Genomic DNA, 16,565 nt, shown 5'->3' with positions numbered 1-16,565 from the left:
CGCGGGCTCCTCTCAGCGGGTCGGGGTGGTCAGGCGGAAGGTGGCGAGCTGGGTGGGCGGGCCGACCTCGGCGTCGTCGGGGCCGACCGGGCGGTACGAGACGGTGTAGCCGTGCTCGGCCGCGACCCGCTCGGCCCAGGCCCGGAACTCGGCCCGGGTCCACTCGAAGCGGTGGTCCGAGTGCCGGAACCGGCCGGCCGGCAGGCTCTCCCAGCGGACGTTGTACTCGGCGTTCGGCGTGGTCACCACGACGGTGGCCGGCCGGGCCGCGCCGAACACGGTGTGCTCCATGGCCGGCAGCCGGTCCGGATCGAGGTGCTCGACCACCTCGCAGAGCACGGCGGCGTCGTAGCCCCGGAGCCGGTCGTCGGTGTAGGTCAACGCGCCCTGGACCAGCCGGACTCGGGCGGCCTGACGCTCCGGCAGCCGGTCCAGCCGCAGCTTGCGGGCCGCGATGGCCAGCGCCCGGGCCGACACGTCCACCCCGAGCACCTCGGCGAACTGCCGCTCCTTCAGCAGCGCGCCGACCAGCTCGCCCTCGCCGCAGCCCAGGTCGAGCACCCGCGCGGCGCCCGCGGCGCGCAGCTCGTCGATGATCGCCGAGCGCCGCTGGACGGCCAGCGGCACCGGACGCTCCGGCCCGGGCGCCGGCGCCGCTGACGCCGCGTCAGCCGCGCCGACCGGTTCGGCCCCGTCGACCGGCTCGGCCTCGGCCGCCAGGTCGGCGACCGCGTTGTCCACCTCCTCGGCCTCCTGCCCCTCGGCCTCGGCCAGCCGGACCAGCTCCAGCCGGCGCAGCGCCTCGTTCGCCAGCGTGCGGCGGCGCTGCAGGTAGCGGTGGGTGATCAGGCCGCGCTCCGGGTGCTCGGCCAGCCAGCCGGCACCGGCGGCCAGCAGCTTCTCCACCTCGTCCGGCGCGACCCAGTAGTGCTTCGCCCCGTCCAGCGCCGGCAGCAGCACGTAGAGCTGCTGCAGCGCGTCGGCCAGCCGCAGCGTGCCGGTCAGCTCCAGCCGCAGGTAGCGGGAGTCGCCCCACTCCGGGAAGGCCGGGTCCAGCGGGATCGGCTCGGCCGCCACCCGCCAGCCGAGCGGTTCGAAGAGCCGCTCGGCCAGCGAGCGCTCCCCCGCTGCCGCCGGCTGCCCGCCGCTCGCGACGGCGGGCAGCCGCACGGTCAGCGGGCGGGGCAGCTCGGCCAGGCCGGGCTTCTTCTCGCAGACGCCCTTCATGGCGCTGCGGAAGACGGTGCGCAGCGCTACCGCGAGCAGCGAGGAGGCGGCGTACGGGCGGTCGTTGACGTACTGGGCCAGCGCGGCCGCGCCGGTGGACCCGCCCGGTGCGGTCGGCGCCCGGCCGCGGGCCCGGCGGACCAGTGCGACCGGGTCCACTTCGAGCAACAGGGCGGCCGTGCAGCGCCGCTCGTCGGCCTCGGGGTAGAAGACGTGCGCCTCGCCCTGCGCGGTGCTGAAGCGCTGCGCCTTCTCGGGGTGCTTGTGCAGCAGGAAGCCCAGGTCAGTGGCGGGACGGGTGGAGTCACCTGTGGTGGAGATCGTCATGAACACCCGGTCGAGTATCGCTGGCCCGGCGGCCGCGGAGCATCCGGTTTTGTCCCCGCCCGACGCCGCGTCAGTCCGATCCCCGAGCCGCTTCGGCACCCCGCGGGCGAATTGGTTACGGTTCACGATGTGACTGAAACGACCTCCTCCGCCCCCCGCGGCGCCGTGGCCGCGGGCCTCGCGACCATCGCCGCCGACGGCACCGTGCTCGACACCTGGTACCCCTCCCCCGCGCTGACCGCCGAGGCCGGCCCGTCCGGCACCGTGCGGCTCACGGCCGAGCAGGCCGAGGCCGAGCTCGGGGCCGGCGCCGCGCAGGCGCTGCGCGCCGACGCCCGGCGCGGCGTCGAGGTGGTCGCGGTGCGCACCACCATCGGCTCGCTGGACGAGAAGCCGCTGGACACCCACGACGTCTACCTGCGCCTGCACCTGCTGAGCCACCGTCTGGTGCAGCCGCACGGGCAGAACCTGGACGGCCTCTTCGGCCTGCTGGCCAACGTCGCCTGGACCAGCATCGGCCCGGTGCCGGTGGAGCTGGTCGAGCAGGCCCGGCTGGCCGTCCGCATCGAGGGCGGCGTGCTCGCCGTCTACGGGATCGACAAGTTCCCGCGGATGACCGACTACGTCGCCCCCACCGGCGTCCGGATCGCGCACGCCGACCGGGTCCGGCTCGGCGCCCACCTGGCCGCCGGCACCACCGTGATGCACGAGGGCTTCGTCAACTTCAACGCCGGCACGCTGGGCACCTCGATGGTCGAGGGCCGGATCAGCGCCGGTGTGGTGGTCGGCGACCACAGCGACATCGGCGGCGGCGCCTCGATCATGGGCACCCTCTCCGGTGGCGGCAAGCAGGTCGTCTCGGTGGGCCAGCGCTGCCTGCTCGGCGCCAACGCGGGCATCGGCATCTCGCTGGGCAGCGACTGCGTGGTCGAGGCCGGCCTGTACGTCACCGCCGGCACCCGGGTCACCACCCCGGACGGCGCGGTGGCCAAGGCGGTCGAGCTGTCCGGCCAGGACAACCTGCTGTTCCGCCGCAACTCGCAGTCCGGCGCGGTCGAGGTGATCGCCCGCTCCGGCTCCTGGGGCGGCCTGAACGCCGACCTGCACGCCAACTGACGCCGCGCTGACCGACGCCGGGTCGGCTGACTCCGAGTCGGCTGACTTCGAGTCGGCTGACTTCGAGTCGGCTGACCGGGCGTCAACCTCCGGCTCCCCGGGCCCCGGCCGCGCACCCGCGCCGCCGGGGCCCGTCGCATGCGGTGGATCACCCGGTGGGCTGAGCCGCCCCGGACAGCGGTGACCAGGCCTGACGGCGGTTCGTTGGAGCACCGGGGCCACGGCCCCAGCGGTGCCGACCGGACGAGCGGTGCCGTCGTCCGAGCGCGTCCGAGCGCTCCCGAGCCGGAAGGCCCCGAGCATGTCCGATCCCTCGCAGCAGGCCCCCGCAGCCCCCGTGTCAACAGCCCCGGCCCCGGCCGGCAAGAGCCTGCTGGAGCAGATGCAGGAGCTGCTCGCCTCGGTCAACGCCGACCTGGCCGACCTCGACTCGGACCTGCAGGCGGCGGGCACCCGTGCGGCCGAGCCCCGCGAGCCGGCCGAGGGCACGGGCGGCGCCTGGTAGCGGCCCCCGGACGCGGCGGGCGGCGCGGGCCCGGGCGGCGGCTCGGCCGGGCCGGCCGCGCGCAGCACCCGGAGGAGTTCGCCGACCAGCTCGCGGCACTCGGTGCTGGCGTCCACCCCCTCGACGCTCGCCCAGTAGGCACGCCGGTCGGGCGGGTCGTCGCCGACCGCGACCAGCGCCTGCGCCGCGTTGCCGAGCAACTGCCGCAGCTGTTCCAGCGCGGTCTCGGGGTCGGCCACCCCGCTGAGCCGCTCGGCCCGGCCGGGCGGCAGGGCCTCCACCGCCTCGGCCAGCCGGCCGGCGGTCTGCCGCCCCGCCGAGGCGATCAGCTCCCCGAGGGCGGCCGGCTCGCCCTCCCACTCCCGGCCCAGCCGGTCGCCCACCGCCTCGGTGAGCGCCCCGACCTGCCAGGCCTCGGCCAGCACCTGCTCGCCGGAGCGCGCCTCGGCCAGCCGCTGCCGGGTGATCTTGATCAGTCGCACCGCGTCCACTGCCGTACTCCCGCCCTGCTCGGTCCCCGGGCCGGCCGGTCGGCCGCCCCGCAGGACCGAGCTTGCGCCCGGGCCGGGCGGACCGGGCGGAACACTTCGGTTCCTGTGGACAACCCGGCCCCTGTGGACAACTCGGGCACGGACAGTGCGCTCAGGCCCGGGTCAGCGGCGGCGCGCTCAGCCCTCCGGCAGCGGGAAGCGCGACTCGTTGCGCTCGATCTTGGCCACCAGCGCGGCCAGCGGATCCACCCCCAGCACCGCGCAGAACTGCAGCAGGTAGGCGAGCACATCGGCGACCTCGTCCTCCACCCGGTGCGCGCGCTCCGGGTCGGACATCACCTCGGCGGCCTGCTCCGGGGTCAGCCACTGGAACACCTCCAGCAGCTCACCCGCCTCCACCGTCAACGCCGCGGCCAGGTTCTTCGGGGTGTGGTAGGGCTGCCAGCGGCGGGCGGCCGCGAACTCGGTCAGCCGCTCGGTCAGTTCGTCGATGTTCAAGGTCACGGCTCCCGGTCTACACCATCCGCCGCCCCGCCCTGCTCAGGCACCCTGGGCAGCGGCGGCTCCAGTACGCTGCGCCCGGTCCGCGGGTCCCGCCGGCAGCCGACCAGCACCGCGCCGGGCACCTGCCGGGCCGGCTCCGGATCCTGCACCGCGGCCAGCACCCGGACGGTGTCGGTCGCGCACACCTCCTGGGCCACCCGTAGCAGCGCCGCGGTCTGGTCGGCCGCCAGACCGGCCCCGAGATCCTCCGCCAGCACCGTCAACTGGCGCCGCGCCCACGGCACTTCGGCCGCCGGATCGACCTCCAGCACACCCGCGCCGGTGAGCAGCACGGCGGCGTGCGCGAGCAGCCGGAGCATCCCGTCGGAGGCCTGGTCGGCCCGGGTGCGCCCGAGCACGCCCTCGTCGAAGACGGCCAGCACCCGCTCCTGCGCCGCGACCGTGCGCCGGTCCACGTCCAGCCCGAGCAGCGGGTGCGGCGCCGCGCCCTGCACCGCCTTGAGCAGCCGCCCGTACCGCCGGGAGCACTCGCCCTGCAGCCGGGCCAGCACGGCCGAGACGTTGGCCGCCGTCGGCAGCAGCCGGGCCGCCGGGTCGGCCGGCGCCCACCCCCGCATCAGCGCTGGCACCGGGTGCACGGGGAAGACCTCGCGCAGCGCGGTGAGCAGTTGCTCGGTGGCGGCCAGCACCTTGCGCTCGCCGGGCGAGGCGCCGGCGACCCGCAGCGGGAGCTGGGTGGTGATCAGCGTGCCGCTGGGGAACGGCGCCCGGATGTCGCCCTGCCGGGTGTCGTTGTGCCAGCTGACGTTGACCCGGCCGCCGGCCACGTCCTGCTCGCCGGTCTCCACCAGGGTCTGCCCGGCCAGCACCAGCCACTCCCGGGCCACCCGGACCGGGCCGTCGGTGCGGATCACCAGCTCCAGCCGGATCGGCCCGGCGCAGGAGCGCACGCTGCAGCCGAGGATGACCGCGTTGCGCCCGTGCGGCACGCACCCGAGCAGCCCGCCGCGGATCGGCTGGGCCAGCGGACCGGTCCCGCCGCCGTCGAGCGAGGGCCCGATCTCCTCGCCGAGGGCCAGCCGGGAGAGCACCGCGAGGGCGTCCAGCGCGTTGGACTTGCCGACCCCGGAAGGTCCGTGCAGCACGGTGAGCGGGGCGAGCGGCAGGGTGGTGCGGCGGTAGGACTTGAACGAGGTGAGCCGCAGCTCCTCCACGGTGGGCCGGACGGCGGGGCGGGCCCTGGCGGACGCCCCCGCGGAGGCCGGCACGGGAACGGGGCGCACGACGACTTCGCTGGTCACACGAGGTGACGCTACTGACACCCCGTCGGCTGACGCTCCGCAGAAACGTGACTGCGTGTCGGCATTCATCCCAAAGAGGGGGACCTACCGCCGGTACACCCCGATCCGCACCGAACCCGTCACGCTCACCGGTTCGGGCAGCCGGCCCAGCGCCTCGGCGAGCGCGTCCGGGTCGGTGTGCCAGGCGTTCGGGCCCATGCCGACCACGGCGGCGGCGTCCCGGTGCCCGAGCCGCAGCTCGAACTCCACCTCCTGGCGCCCCTCGGCGGTCAGCCACGGTCCGAGCTTCTCCTCGATCCGCCGGTCCTTCTCCTCGTCGACCGCCAACAGCCCGAGCGTGCCCACCAGTTCGCGCAGGTGCCGGGTGGTCGGCGAGACCACCAGGAGCCGGCCGCCGGGCCGCAGCACCCGCTGGATCTCGGGCCCGTTGCGCGGCGCGAAGACGTTCAGCACCAGGTCGGCGCAGCCGTCGGCGAGCGGCAGCGGGCGCCAGGCGTCGCAGACCACCGCCCCCGCCCTCGGGTGCGCCTTGGCGGCCCGGCGCAGCGCGAACTTGGAGAGGTCGAGCGCGGCGCCGGCCGCCTCGGGCAGCGCGTCCAGCACCCCGGCCAGGTAGTGCCCGGTGCCGGCCCCGAGGTCGGCCACCAGCCGGGCGCCGGGCTCGGCCGCCGCGGCGCCCGCCAGGGCGTCGGCGATCGGCGCGTAGTGGCCGGCGGCCAGGAAGTCGGCGCGGGCGGCGACCATGTCGGCGGTGTCCCCGGTGCCGGGGTTCCCGCCGGCGGGCAGCAGGCTGACGTAGCCCTGCCGGGCCACGTCGAAGGCGTGCCCGGCGGGGCAGCGCAGGGTGCGCCCGGTCGCCTCCAGGGCGAGGCCGAGCGCACAGTGCGGGCAGGTCAGGTACTGCTCGATGTCGCGGAGCACCGACCAACCATACGGGCTGCGACCGGCGCCGGAGCCAGGGCCGGGGCCGCGGCCGGGGCCGGCGCGGGACGGTCAGTCGCCCTCGCCGTCGCTCTCCTCCGGTCCGTCCTCCCCCGCGACGCCCTCCCCCTCGGCCTCGTCCACGATCCACGTGCCGAGCCGCTCGGCGATGCCGTCCACGGCGATCTTGCCCTCCCGGATCGCCCGGGCCAGGCTGCGCACCTCGCGCGCGGTGGTGGCCACGTTGCAGCCGCCGGCCACCAGGTAGGCGTAGGCGACGGCGGTCGCGTAGAGCTCGTTCGAACGCTCCAGCGCGGGCACCCGGATGAGCTGCTGCATCAGCGCGGCGGCCCGGTCCTGCGGCTCGGGGTAGACCGCGATGTCGAAGATCCGTGCCTGGTGCCGGGTGATCGCCGCGAGCAGCGACCCGTAGTCGGTCACCGTGGGATCGCCGGGGGTGTACTGCTCCGCGGTCATGAGCAGCCAGGAGAGGTCGATCTCCAGGTTCAACGGCGTGCGCCCTGTCGGTCGCCGGCCGGGACCGCCTCGCCGAACTCGGCCAGGAAGTCGCTCTCGTACTCCTTCATGAACTGCGCCGCCGCGTCCACGAAACGCCGGCCGGCCTCGCCCATGTCCTGCTGGACGAGCCGCTCGATGTACTGGTTCATGCTGATCCCCTGCTGCTCCGCCCGTTCCCGGGCCATTTCAGCGGTGGTGGCGTCCACCCGCACGTTGAGCTGCTTCTTACCCATGCATTGAAGCTAGCGCTCACCTGCTAGCAGGACAAGGGCGCGAACCGGAGCACTTCGTGCGCCCCGGTTCACCTGTTCACTCCGCCCGGTTCGCCGTCGGTTCACGTCGCAGGTCGGCCGCCGGTCCGATCGGCGGCCGGGGCGCCGGCGTCCGCCCGGGGCGCGGTTGCATCAGCAGCACCGCGCCGAGGATCACCGCGATGCCGAACAGCTGCGGCACCGAGAGCGTCTCGCCCCGGAACACGAACCCGAGGACGGTCGCGACGATCGGACTGCACAGCGCGAGGAACGAGACCGCCGAGGCCGGCAGCATCGAGATCCCGCGGAACCAGAGCGCGTAACTGACCACCGCACCAAAGAGGATCAGGTAGAGGAAGCCCGCGATGTTCTTGCCGCTGACCGAGCCGGGCAGCCCCTCCACGCCGAGCATGAAGGGCAGCGAGACCAGGCCGCCGGCCGCCAGCTGCCAGCCCGTCGCCGAGAGCAGGCCGACGCCCGCCGGGCGCCCCCACCGCTTGGTCAGCGTGATGCCGAAGGCCAGGCAGACCGAGGCGCCCAGCGAGGCCGCGACCCCGAGGCCGTCCAGGGCGACCCGGCCCTTCAGGACCACCAGCGCGACCCCGACCACGGCCAGCAGGCAGGCCGCCAGGTGGGGCGGCCGGATCCGGTCCTTGAAGAACAGCACGGAGAGCACCAGGACGATCATCGGCTGCACGGTCATGATCATCGCGGCGACGCCGCCGGGCAGCCGCTCGGCCGCCACGAACAGCAGGAAGTTGAACGCTGCGATGTTGAGCGCGCCGAGCACCAGGGCGCGCCAGATCCACTGCCCCTTGGGGAGTTGACGGGTGAGGGCGAGCAGGATCAGGCCGGCCGGAAGGGTGCGCACGGTGCTGGCCAGCAGCGGGCGGTCCGGCGGCATCCAGTCCTCGGAGACCAGGTAGACGCTCCCCCAGAGCGTCGGGGCGATCGCAGTGAGGCCCGAGGTGAGGAGGAACCGGCCGCCCCTCATGGCGCGCCGTACGATCGGCTCGCGAAGGTCACCGGTGCCGGGAGGCCTAAGATAGTTTCCATGGAAGAGATATTAGTTTCCACAGAAGGGACCGTCAACTCCATGCCCCAGCACGCCGATTCCGCCCCCGCCGCCACCACGGCCGACGAGCCCGACGCGGTCGACCAGCTGGTCGGCCAGTGGCGCCGCGAGCGCCCCGACCTCGACCCCGCACCGGTGCAGGTGATCGGCCGGATCACCCGGCTGCACTGGGCGCTGGACGAGCGGCTGAACCGGGTCTTCGGCGCCCACGACCTCGGGCGCGGGGAGTTCGACGTGCTCGGCACGCTGCGCCGCTCCGGCGCCCCCTTCGAACTGACGGCGGGTGAGCTGAGCGCCTCGATGATGGTCACCTCGGGGGCCGCCACCAAGCGGGTGGACCGGCTGGAGCGGGCCGGCCTGGTCCAGCGCCGGGCCGCCGCGGACGACGGGCGCGGGCGGCTGATCCGCCTCACCGACCGGGGCCTGGAGCTGATCGACCGGGTCGTCGAGGAACACCTGCGCAACGAGGACCGGTTGCTGCGCGGGCTCAGCACCGCCGAGCGGGAGACCCTGGCCGGCCTGCTGCGCAAGCTGGGCCGGACGCTCCCCTAGCCCCCGAACCCGCCCTGGACGGCCGGAGGGGCCGCACCGTCGCCGGGCGACCCCTCCGTCGCTCAGACGCCCGCCGGCCGCCCGGCCCGGCGCCGCAGGTAGACCGCCCAGGTCAGCACCAGGCAGAGCGCGTAGTAGCCGAGGAAGGCCAGGTAGGCGCCGTCGCCCCGATGGCTGGTCAGGAAGGCCTGCCGGAACGCCATGTTGACCAGCACCCCGCCGAACGCGCCGATCGCGCCGGCCAGTCCGATCAGCGCGCCGGAGCGCCGCCGGGCGGTCCGCTCGGCCTCGGCCGGGTCCTCGCCGCCGGCCACCGCCGCGGCCGCCCGGGCCCGGAAGACCGCCGGGATCATCTTGTAGGTGGAGCCGTTGCCCAGGCCGCTGAGCACGAACAGCGCCACGAACCCGGCCAGGAAGAGCCCCAGCGAGTGCTGCCGGGAGGCCACCAGCACCACGGCCGCGCCGGCCGCCATCGCCACGAAGGTCCAGCAGGTCACCACCGCGCCGCCGTAGCGGTCGGCCAGCCGGCCGCCGACCGGCCGGATCAGCGAGCCGAGCAGCGGCCCGAGGAAGGTGAGGTAGGCGGCCTTCACCGGGGTGTCGAACTGCTCGTGGAACTGCACCTGGAGGACCTGCCCGAAGGCGAAGCCGAAGCCGATGAACGAGCCGAAGGAGCCGATGTAGAGCGTCGAGACGACCCAGGTGTGCGGCTCCCGCAGCACCTCGCGCAGCGCGCTCCGGTCGCCCTTGAGGGTGGCCAGGTTGTCCATCCGCAGCGCCGCGCCCAGCGCCGCCAGCACGATCAGCGGCAGGTAGACCAGCAGCAGCAGTCGCGGGTGGCCGGCCCCGGCGGTGGCCAGCACCAGCAGCCCGATCAACTGCACCACCGGCACCCCGATGTTGCCGCCGCCGGCGTTGATGCCCAGCGCCCAGCCCTTCAGCCGCTCGGGGTAGAAGGCGTTGATGTTGGCCATCGAGGAGGCGAAGTTGCCGCCGCCCACCCCGGCCACCGCGGCCACCAGCAGCAGCGTCGAGTAGGAGACCCCGGGCCGCAGCACCAGGCCGGCCAGCACGGTCGGCACCAGCAGCAGCAGCGCGCTGGCCACCGTCCAGTTCCGGCCGCCGAACCGGGCCACCGCGAAGGTGTACGGGATCCGCAGCACCGCGCCGACCGCCGTGGGCAGCGCGGTGAGCAGGAACTTGCCCGCGGCGTCGATGTGGTAGGCCGGGCCGAGGAAGAGCACCAGCACCGACCAGAGGCTCCAGACCGAGAAGCCGATGTGCTCGGAGAGCACCGAGTAGACGAGGTTGCGCCGGGCGATCCGGGCGCCGGCCTCGGCCCAGAAGGCCGTGTCCTCCGGCTGCCAGTCCTCGATCCGCCGGCGGGCCGGGGCGCCCGTTCTGCTCACCGCCGTCGTGCCGCTCATCGCGCACCCTCCGCCCGGACCGGCCAGGTGCGCAGGTCGGCGCTGCTGCCGTCGGGCGCGGTCGGCTCGTCCAGGCTGCGTCCGCTGCGCAGGTCGAAGGCCTGCTTGAGCATCGGCGAGGTGACCACCGGCACCTCGCCCCGGCTGCCCACCAGGCCGCGGGAGATCACGTAGGCGCCGCTGAACGGATCCCGGTTGTCCAGCGCGAAGAGCTCGCCGGCCCGGGTGCGGAAGACGGCCGCCTGGGTGCCGTCCCGCAGCAGCACCGCCACCCCCCGCCCGGGGATCAGGTCCTCGTAGTCGCAGACCCGGGTCCAGCCCCGGCCGTCGTCGATCTGCACCGTCGTCATCGGGTACGCACCTCCAGGTTGGCACTGCTGATCAGGACCCGGCCGTCCTCGTCGGGCCGGGCGGGGCGGATCTGGTCGCGCTCCGGGACGAAGCGCACCGTCGGGTCGGGGGTCCCGGGGGCGTTGGCGAAGGAGACGAACCGCCGCAGCCGCTCCGGGTCGGCCAGGGTGGCCGCCCACTCGTCCTCGTAGGTCTCCACGTGACGGCCCATCAACTCGTCGAGCTCGGCGCAGATCCCGAGCGCGTCGTCGAGCAGCACCGCCCGCAGGTGGTCGATCCCGCCGTCCAGCCGGGCCAGCCAGGGCGCGGTGCGCTCCAGGCGGTCGGCGGTGCGGATGTAGAACATCAGGAACCGGTCGATGGTGCGGATCAGGGTGTCGTGGTCCAGGTCGGCGGCCAGCAGGTCGGCGTGCCGCGGGGTCATGCCGCCGTTGCCGCCGACGTACAGGTTCCAGCCCTCGGCGGTGGCGATCACCCCGAAGTCCTTGCCCTGCGCCTCGGCGCACTCCCGGGCGCAGCCGGAGACCGCCGACTTGAGCTTGTGCGGGGCGCGCAGGCCCCGGTAGCGCAGCTCCAGTTCGATCGCCAGGGCCACCGAGTCCTGCACCCCGTAGCGGCACCAGGTCTGCCCCACGCAGGACTTGACGGTGCGCAGGGCCTTCCCGTAGGCGTGGCCGGACTCGAAGCCGGCCGCCACCAGCCGCTGCCAGATCTGCGGCAGCTGGTCGACGGTGGCGCCGAACAGGTCGATCCGCTGGCCGCCGGTGATCTTGGTGTAGAGGCCGTAGTCGCGGGCGATCTCGCCGATCACGATCAGGCCCTCGGCGGTGATCTCGCCGCCGGGCACCCGGGGCACCACCGAGTAGGAGCCGTTGCGCTGCAGGTTGGCCAGGAAGTGGTCGTTGGTGTCCTGCAGCGCGGCCTGCTCGCCGTCCAGCACGTGGCCGTTGCCGAGGCTGGCCAGGATCGAGGCGACGGCCGGCTTGCAGTCGTCGCAGCCGTCCCCGGTGCCGTGCTCCTCGATCAGCCGGGAGAAGCTGGTGATGCCCTTGACCCGGACGATCTCGTACAGCTCGGCCCGGGTGTGCGCGAAGTGCTCGCACAGGCCCCTGGCCACCTCGACCCCGGCGGCGGCCAGTTCGGTGTCCACGATGGAGCCCAGCAGCTTGACGCAACTGCCGCAGCCGGTGCCGGCCTTGGTGCACTTCTTGACCTCGGCCAGGCTGGTCGCGCCCTGCTCGGCCACGGCCGCCCGCACCACCGCCTTGCTGACGTTGTGGCAGGAGCAGACCACCGCCTCGTCCGGCAGCTCCAGCCGGGCCGAGCCGGGGGTGCCGGCCGGCAGCAGGAACTGTTCGGCGGGACCGGGCAGTTGGGAGCGACTGGCGGCCAGCGGCCGCAGCGTCGGGTAGGACTCGGCGTCGCCGACCAGCACGCCGCCGAGCAGCCGGTTGTCCGGGCCGATCACCAGCTTCTTGTAGACCCCGGCCGCCGCGTTGGCGTAGAGCACGTCCACCGCGCCCTCGGTGGCGCCCAGCGCGTCGCCGAAGCTGGCCACGTCCACGCCCAGCAGCTTCAGCTTGGTGGAGGTGTCGGCGCCGGTGAACTCGCCGCCGCCGCTCGTCAGTTCCCTGGCCACCGCCTCGGCCATCGCGTACCCGGGGGCGACCAGGCCGTAGACCCGGCCGTCCACCGCCAGGGCGCACTCGCCGATCGCCCAGATGTGCTCGTCCGAGGTGCGGCAGGTGCGGTCCACCGCGATCCCGCCGCGCTCGCCGACGGCCAGCCCGCAGTCCCGGGCCAGTTGGTCGCGCGGGCGCACCCCGGCGGAGAACACCACCAGGTCCACGTCGAGTTCGCTGCCGTCGGAGAGCTCCATCGAGCGCACCCGGCCGTCCTCGCCGGTGCCGATCCGCTGGGTGCCGGCGCCGGTGTGCACCCGCACCCCGAGCTCCTCGATCTTGCGGCGCAGCACCGCGCCGCCGCCCTCGTCCACCTGAAGGGCCATCAGCCGCGGGGCGAACTCGACCACGTGGGTCCGCAGGCCCATCGCGCGCAGCGCCCCGGCCGCCTCCAGGCCGAGCAGCCCGCCGCCGACCACCGCGCCGACCCGGGCGCCCGCCGCCTGCTCGCGGATCGCCACCAGGTCGTCGATGGTGCGGTAGACGTGGCAGCCGGCCGCGTCGTGCCCCGGCACCGGCGGCACGAACGGGTACGAGCCGGTGGCCAGCACCAGGGCGTCGTAGCGCAGCCGCAGGCCGGCCGCGGTGGTCACGGTCCGGGCCGCCCGGTCGATCGCGGCCACCGGGTCGCCGAGCCGCAGGTCGATGCCGTGCTCGGCGATGAACTCCGGCGGGCAGAGTGAGAGTTCCTCCGCCGAGGTGCCGGAGAACCAGGAGGTCAGGTGCACCCGGTCGTAGGCCGGGCGGGGCTCCTCGGCGAGCACGGTGACCCGCCAGCGGCACGGCTGCTCGGCCGTCGGCTGCTCGAACAGGGCTTCCAGGAAGCGCTGCCCGACCATCCCGTGGCCGACCAGCACCAGGTCCTGCACAGTCACGGTCGGTCTCCTTCGGGTGCGGCGGTCATGGAAACCGAGACTGCGGCAACGCGGTTACGCACCCGGGTCACCGGTGTTGCGCCGAAGGTACGGTGCCCTCACCGGGCGGGCCGCCCAGGGTGACCTGGCGGAAATCTGCCGTAACACCGGGCGGCGCTGCGCTTACCACCGCGTGATCGGCGCGCAACCGGCCGGAAACAGCCGCGCCGCACGCTTCACGCCATGAACAGTCCGCAGCTCACCGGCCCCCTGATCGGCTACACCGTCGGGGTCACCGCCGCCCGCCGCCGCGAGGAGCTGACCGCCCTGCTCCGCCGACGCGGCGCCAAGGTGGTCGAGGCGCCGGCGCTGCGGATCATGCCGCTGGCCGACGACGAGGCGCTGCGCCGGGCCACCGAGCGCTGCCTGACCGCCCCGCTGGACTTCGTGGTCGCCACCACCGGGGTCGGCTGGCGCGGCTGGCTGAGCGCCGCCGACGGCTGGGGCCACGGCGCCCGACTGGCCGAGGTCTGCCGCGACGCCACCGTGCTCACCCGCGGCCCGAAGGCGACCGGCGCGGTCCGGGCCGGCGGCCTGAGCGAGGCCTTCTCCCCCGCCACCGAGGCCACCGGCGAGCTGCTCACCTGGCTGCTCGGCCGGGAGCTGCGCGGCACCCGGGTCGCGCTGCAGGAGCACGGCGGGCCGCTGGACGGCTTCGCGGCGGCGCTGCGCGAGCGCGGCGCCGAGGTGATCGAGGTGCCCGTCTACCGCTGGGGCCCGCCCGCGGACCCGCAGCCGCTGCGCCGACTGGTGGAGCAGACCGCCCGGCGCGAGCTGCACGCCGTCACCTTCACCAGCGGACCGGCGATCACCGCCTTCCTGGCCACCGCCGAGGAGTCGGCGCTGACCGGGGCGGTGCTGGAGGCGCTGCGCGCCGAGGTGCTGCCGGTCTGCGTCGGGCCGCTCTGCGCCCGGCCGCTGGAGGACGCCGGGATCACCGCCCACTGCCCCGAACGCGGGCGGCTCGGCGCGATGGTGCGCACCCTGGAGGCGGTGCTGCCGGAGCACAACCGGCGCGAGGTGCACGCCGGCGCGCACCTGCTCACCCTGCAGGGCAACGCGGTGCTGATCGACGGCAGCGCGGCCGCCCAACTCCCGCCGCTGCTGGCCGCGGTGCTGCGGGTGCTGGCCGAGCGGCCCGGGCTGGTGCTCAGCCGCGGCGAGCTGCTGCGCCGGGCCTGGATCGGCGCCCAGGCCGACGAGCACGCGGTGGAGGCGGCGATCGCCCGGCTGCGGGTCGCCCTGGGCGAGCACGCGGGGCTGGTCCGCACCGTGCCCAAGCGCGGCTACAGCCTGCGGGCGCCGGCATGACGGCCACCCTGGTCGCGGTGGCGCACGGCACCCGGGACCCGGCGGGCGCGGCCGCGCTGCACGCGCTGATCGCCGAGGTGCGCACCCAACGGCCCGGACTGCGCGTGGAGTTGTGCTTCCTGGACCACGCCCTGCCACGGCCCGCCGAGCTGCTCGCCGAACTGCGGGGCACGGCCGTGCTGGTGCCGCTGCTGCTCGGCCCCGGCTTCCACCTGCGGGTCGACCTGCCCGCCGCGGCCGCCGCCGCACCCCACCTGCGGATCCGGCCGGCCGCTCCGCTGGGCCCCGACCCGCTGCTGGCCGAGGCGCTGCACGACCGGCTGGCCGAGGCCGGGGAGCCGGCCGACGCCGTGGTGCTGGCCGCCGCCGGCTCCACCGACCCGGCCGGCAACGCGGAGGCCGCGCGGATGGCCGGCCTGCTCACCGCCCGGCTGGACCGCCCGGTCGCCGCCGGCTACCTCTGCGCCTCCTCGCCCAGCCCGGCCGAGGCGGTGGCGGCGCTGCGCGCGGCCGGCCACCGCCGGGTCGCCGTGGCGCCCTACCTGCTCGCCCCGGGCTTCTTCGCCACCCGCGCGGCGCGCAGCGGCGGCGCGCTCACCGCCGCCCCGCTCGGGGCGCACCCGGCGCTGGCCCGGCTGGTGCTGGAGCGCCACGACCGGGCGGCGGCGGGCTGACGCACCGTCAGCCCGCCGGGACCGCCCCGGTCAGCGCTCGGCCGCCGGCTCCAGGATCGCCACGCACTCGAAGTGGTGGGTCACCGGGAACAGGTCGAAGGCCCGCAGCGAGACCGGCCGGTAGCCGCCCTCGGCGAAGAACGCCAGGTCCCGGGCGAGCGCGGCCGGGTCGCAGGCCACGTAGGCGATCCGCCGGGCGCCCAGCGCGACCAGGTGACGCACCGTCTCCCGGCCGGCCCCGGCCCGCGGCGGGTCCAGCACGATCAGGTCGGTCTCGGTGATCCCGGTGCGCGGCAGCAGCGCCTCCACCTTGTCGCACTCGATCCGCACCTGCTCCAGCGCGGCCAGGTTGTGCCGGGCGTCGGCCACCGCCTGCTTGCCCGACTCGATGCCGAGCACCGCGCCCTCCTCACCGACCCGCTCGGCCAGCGCCCCGGCGAACAGGCCCACCCCGCAGTAGAGGTCGAGCGCGTTCTCGCCCCACTGCGGCTCCAGACCGGTCAGCACCGCGTCCACCAGGGTGTCCGGCGCCTCCGGGTGGATCTGCCAGAAGCCGCCGTTGCTCACCCGCCAGGTGCGGTCGCCCGCCCGCTCGCGGACGAAGGTGCGGCCGTGCACCCGGTGGAACAGCTCCTGCTCGTCCACCCGGCCGATCGACACCGGCTTGTCCAGCTCGACCAGCGGCAGCTGCTCTCCCGGCAGCGGACGCAGGATCAGCTGACGGTCCGAGGAGCCGGAGGCGGCGATCGCCTCCACCGACTCCAGACCGGTCCAGTCCCGCGCCTCCACGCCCAGCTCGGTGACGCCCTCGGCGGCGATCAGGCAACGGTCGATCAGCTGCAGCTCGTGCGAGCGGTGCTTGCGCAGCCCGACCCGCCCGGTCTCGGCGTCCACCCGGTACTGCACCCGGCTGCGCCAGGCCGGCACCTGACCGGCCGCCAGCTTGCCGCCGACCGGCTCGACGCTGCCGTCCCAGCCGGCCGCGGCCGGGGTCAGGCCGGCCAGCTTGGCCAGCTGCTCGGTGAGCACCGCGGCCTTGAGCTTGCGCTGGCCGCCGGGGCTGACGTGCTGCCAGTCGCAGCCGCCGCACTTGCCGGGGCCGGCGAACGGGCAGGGCGCCTCGATCCGGTCCTTGGACGGCTCCAGCACCTCGACCGCGTCGGCGCGCAGGAACCGGGAGGTGGTGGTGCCCTCGGTCACCTCGGCCACCACCCGCTCGCCGGGCAGCGCGTGCCGGACGAACAGCACCCGGCCCTCGTGCCGGGCCACGCAGTGCCCGCCGCCGTGCGCGACCGGGCCCACCTCCACCTCGTAGCGGGTGCCGACCAGCGGCTCGCCGCTCGGCTGCCTGGGCGCGCGCGGCGCGGCGGCGGCCTTCGGCGCGCGGGCCGGGCGGGCCGGGCGCTCGGCCCGGGGC

16 protein-coding genes and 1 pseudogene are annotated in these 16,565 nt (G+C 75.3%); 5 read left to right on the top strand and 12 right to left on the bottom strand.

Translation table 11 applies throughout. The features are described from left to right. Positions 1-12: 12 nt before the first annotated feature. A complete protein-coding gene (locus tag FHX73_RS19275; protein WP_145906175.1) occupies positions 13-1,560 on the bottom strand; it encodes a 3' terminal RNA ribose 2'-O-methyltransferase Hen1 in 1,548 nt (515 codons plus the stop codon). A gap of 123 nt (positions 1,561-1,683) precedes the next feature. On the opposite strand from FHX73_RS19275, the gene dapD reads away from it, so the two are divergent. Then, a complete protein-coding gene (gene dapD / locus FHX73_RS19270; RefSeq protein WP_145906174.1) occupies positions 1,684-2,670 on the top strand; it encodes a 2,3,4,5-tetrahydropyridine-2,6-dicarboxylate N-succinyltransferase in 987 nt (328 codons plus the stop codon). Positions 2,671-2,971: 301 nt separating this feature from the next. Beyond that, complete coding sequence (locus tag FHX73_RS19265; RefSeq protein WP_145906173.1) at positions 2,972-3,175, top strand: hypothetical protein; 204 nt, start codon at positions 2,972-2,974, stop codon at positions 3,173-3,175. Positions 3,176-3,255: 80 nt separating this feature from the next. On the opposite strand, the pseudogene FHX73_RS47660 reads toward FHX73_RS19265, so the two are convergent. From FHX73_RS47660 to FHX73_RS19235, 7 genes and pseudogenes are all read right to left on the bottom strand, one after another. Next, a pseudogene (locus FHX73_RS47660) lies at positions 3,256-3,657 on the bottom strand (DUF6099 family protein); the annotation flags it as partial. 186 nt (positions 3,658-3,843) lie between these two features. Next, on the bottom strand, positions 3,844-4,170 hold the full coding sequence (locus FHX73_RS19260) for a nucleotide pyrophosphohydrolase (RefSeq protein ID WP_145906172.1): 327 nt from the start codon (positions 4,168-4,170) through the stop codon (positions 3,844-3,846). Beyond that, complete coding sequence (locus FHX73_RS19255; RefSeq protein ID WP_145906171.1) at positions 4,167-5,471, bottom strand: AAA family ATPase; 1,305 nt, start codon at positions 5,469-5,471, stop codon at positions 4,167-4,169. The genes FHX73_RS19260 and FHX73_RS19255 overlap by 4 nt, the downstream gene beginning before the upstream one ends. A gap of 84 nt (positions 5,472-5,555) precedes the next feature. Next, positions 5,556-6,392 carry a putative RNA methyltransferase gene (locus FHX73_RS19250; protein ID WP_145906170.1) on the bottom strand — a complete coding sequence of 279 codons (837 nt, stop codon included), beginning with the start codon at positions 6,390-6,392 and terminating at the stop codon, positions 5,556-5,558. Positions 6,393-6,464: 72 nt separating this feature from the next. Beyond that, positions 6,465-6,902: a fic family toxin-antitoxin system, toxin component gene (locus tag FHX73_RS19245; protein ID WP_145906169.1), complete on the bottom strand. Its 438-nt coding sequence runs from the start codon at positions 6,900-6,902 to the stop codon at positions 6,465-6,467. Then, a complete protein-coding gene (locus tag FHX73_RS19240; protein WP_145906168.1) occupies positions 6,899-7,144 on the bottom strand; it encodes a toxin-antitoxin system HicB family antitoxin in 246 nt (81 codons plus the stop codon). The genes FHX73_RS19245 and FHX73_RS19240 overlap by 4 nt, the downstream gene beginning before the upstream one ends. Before the next feature lie 76 nt (positions 7,145-7,220). Next, positions 7,221-8,156: an EamA family transporter gene (locus FHX73_RS19235; RefSeq protein WP_145906167.1), complete on the bottom strand. Its 936-nt coding sequence runs from the start codon at positions 8,154-8,156 to the stop codon at positions 7,221-7,223. Positions 8,157-8,258: 102 nt separating this feature from the next. Here FHX73_RS19235 and FHX73_RS19230 point away from each other — a divergent pair, with 102 nt between their 5' ends. Next, on the top strand, positions 8,259-8,789 hold the full coding sequence (locus FHX73_RS19230; protein WP_145906166.1) for a MarR family winged helix-turn-helix transcriptional regulator: 531 nt from the start codon (positions 8,259-8,261) through the stop codon (positions 8,787-8,789). A 62-nt stretch (positions 8,790-8,851) separates the two neighbouring features. Here FHX73_RS19230 and FHX73_RS19225 read toward each other — a convergent pair whose 3' ends face one another. From FHX73_RS19225 to nirB, 3 genes are read right to left on the bottom strand one after another with little or no spacing between them, the layout of a single operon-like run. After that, complete coding sequence (locus tag FHX73_RS19225) at positions 8,852-10,216, bottom strand: MFS transporter (RefSeq protein ID WP_145906165.1); 1,365 nt, start codon at positions 10,214-10,216, stop codon at positions 8,852-8,854. Beyond that, positions 10,213-10,566 carry a nitrite reductase small subunit NirD gene (gene nirD / locus FHX73_RS19220; protein WP_145906164.1) on the bottom strand — a complete coding sequence of 118 codons (354 nt, stop codon included), beginning with the start codon at positions 10,564-10,566 and terminating at the stop codon, positions 10,213-10,215. Before nirD ends, FHX73_RS19225 begins: the two co-directional genes overlap by 4 nt. After that, positions 10,563-13,124 (bottom strand): nitrite reductase large subunit NirB, encoded by a 2,562-nt coding sequence (nirB, locus tag FHX73_RS19215; RefSeq protein WP_145906163.1) that lies wholly within the window; start codon positions 13,122-13,124, stop codon positions 10,563-10,565. The genes nirD and nirB overlap by 4 nt, the downstream gene beginning before the upstream one ends. Before the next feature lie 222 nt (positions 13,125-13,346). Here nirB and FHX73_RS19210 point away from each other — a divergent pair, with 222 nt between their 5' ends. Beyond that, positions 13,347-14,474: a uroporphyrinogen-III synthase gene (locus tag FHX73_RS19210; RefSeq protein WP_145906162.1), complete on the top strand. Its 1,128-nt coding sequence runs from the start codon at positions 13,347-13,349 to the stop codon at positions 14,472-14,474. Further along, complete coding sequence (locus FHX73_RS19205; RefSeq protein WP_145906161.1) at positions 14,471-15,148, top strand: sirohydrochlorin chelatase; 678 nt, start codon at positions 14,471-14,473, stop codon at positions 15,146-15,148. Before FHX73_RS19210 ends, FHX73_RS19205 begins: the two co-directional genes overlap by 4 nt. 30 nt (positions 15,149-15,178) lie before the next feature. Here FHX73_RS19205 and FHX73_RS19200 read toward each other — a convergent pair whose 3' ends face one another. Next, positions 15,179-16,477, bottom strand: coding sequence for a class I SAM-dependent RNA methyltransferase (locus FHX73_RS19200; protein ID WP_145908391.1), 1,299 nt, complete (start codon positions 16,475-16,477; stop codon positions 15,179-15,181). Between the last annotated feature and the right edge of the window lie 88 nt (positions 16,478-16,565).

The sequence above is a fragment of the Kitasatospora viridis genome (assembly GCF_007829815.1).
Classification (GTDB): Bacteria; Actinomycetota; Actinomycetes; order Streptomycetales; family Streptomycetaceae; genus Kitasatospora; species Kitasatospora viridis.
The sequence above is the reverse complement of the archived record's forward strand: the minus strand, read 5'-3'. Positions and strand labels throughout refer to the sequence as shown.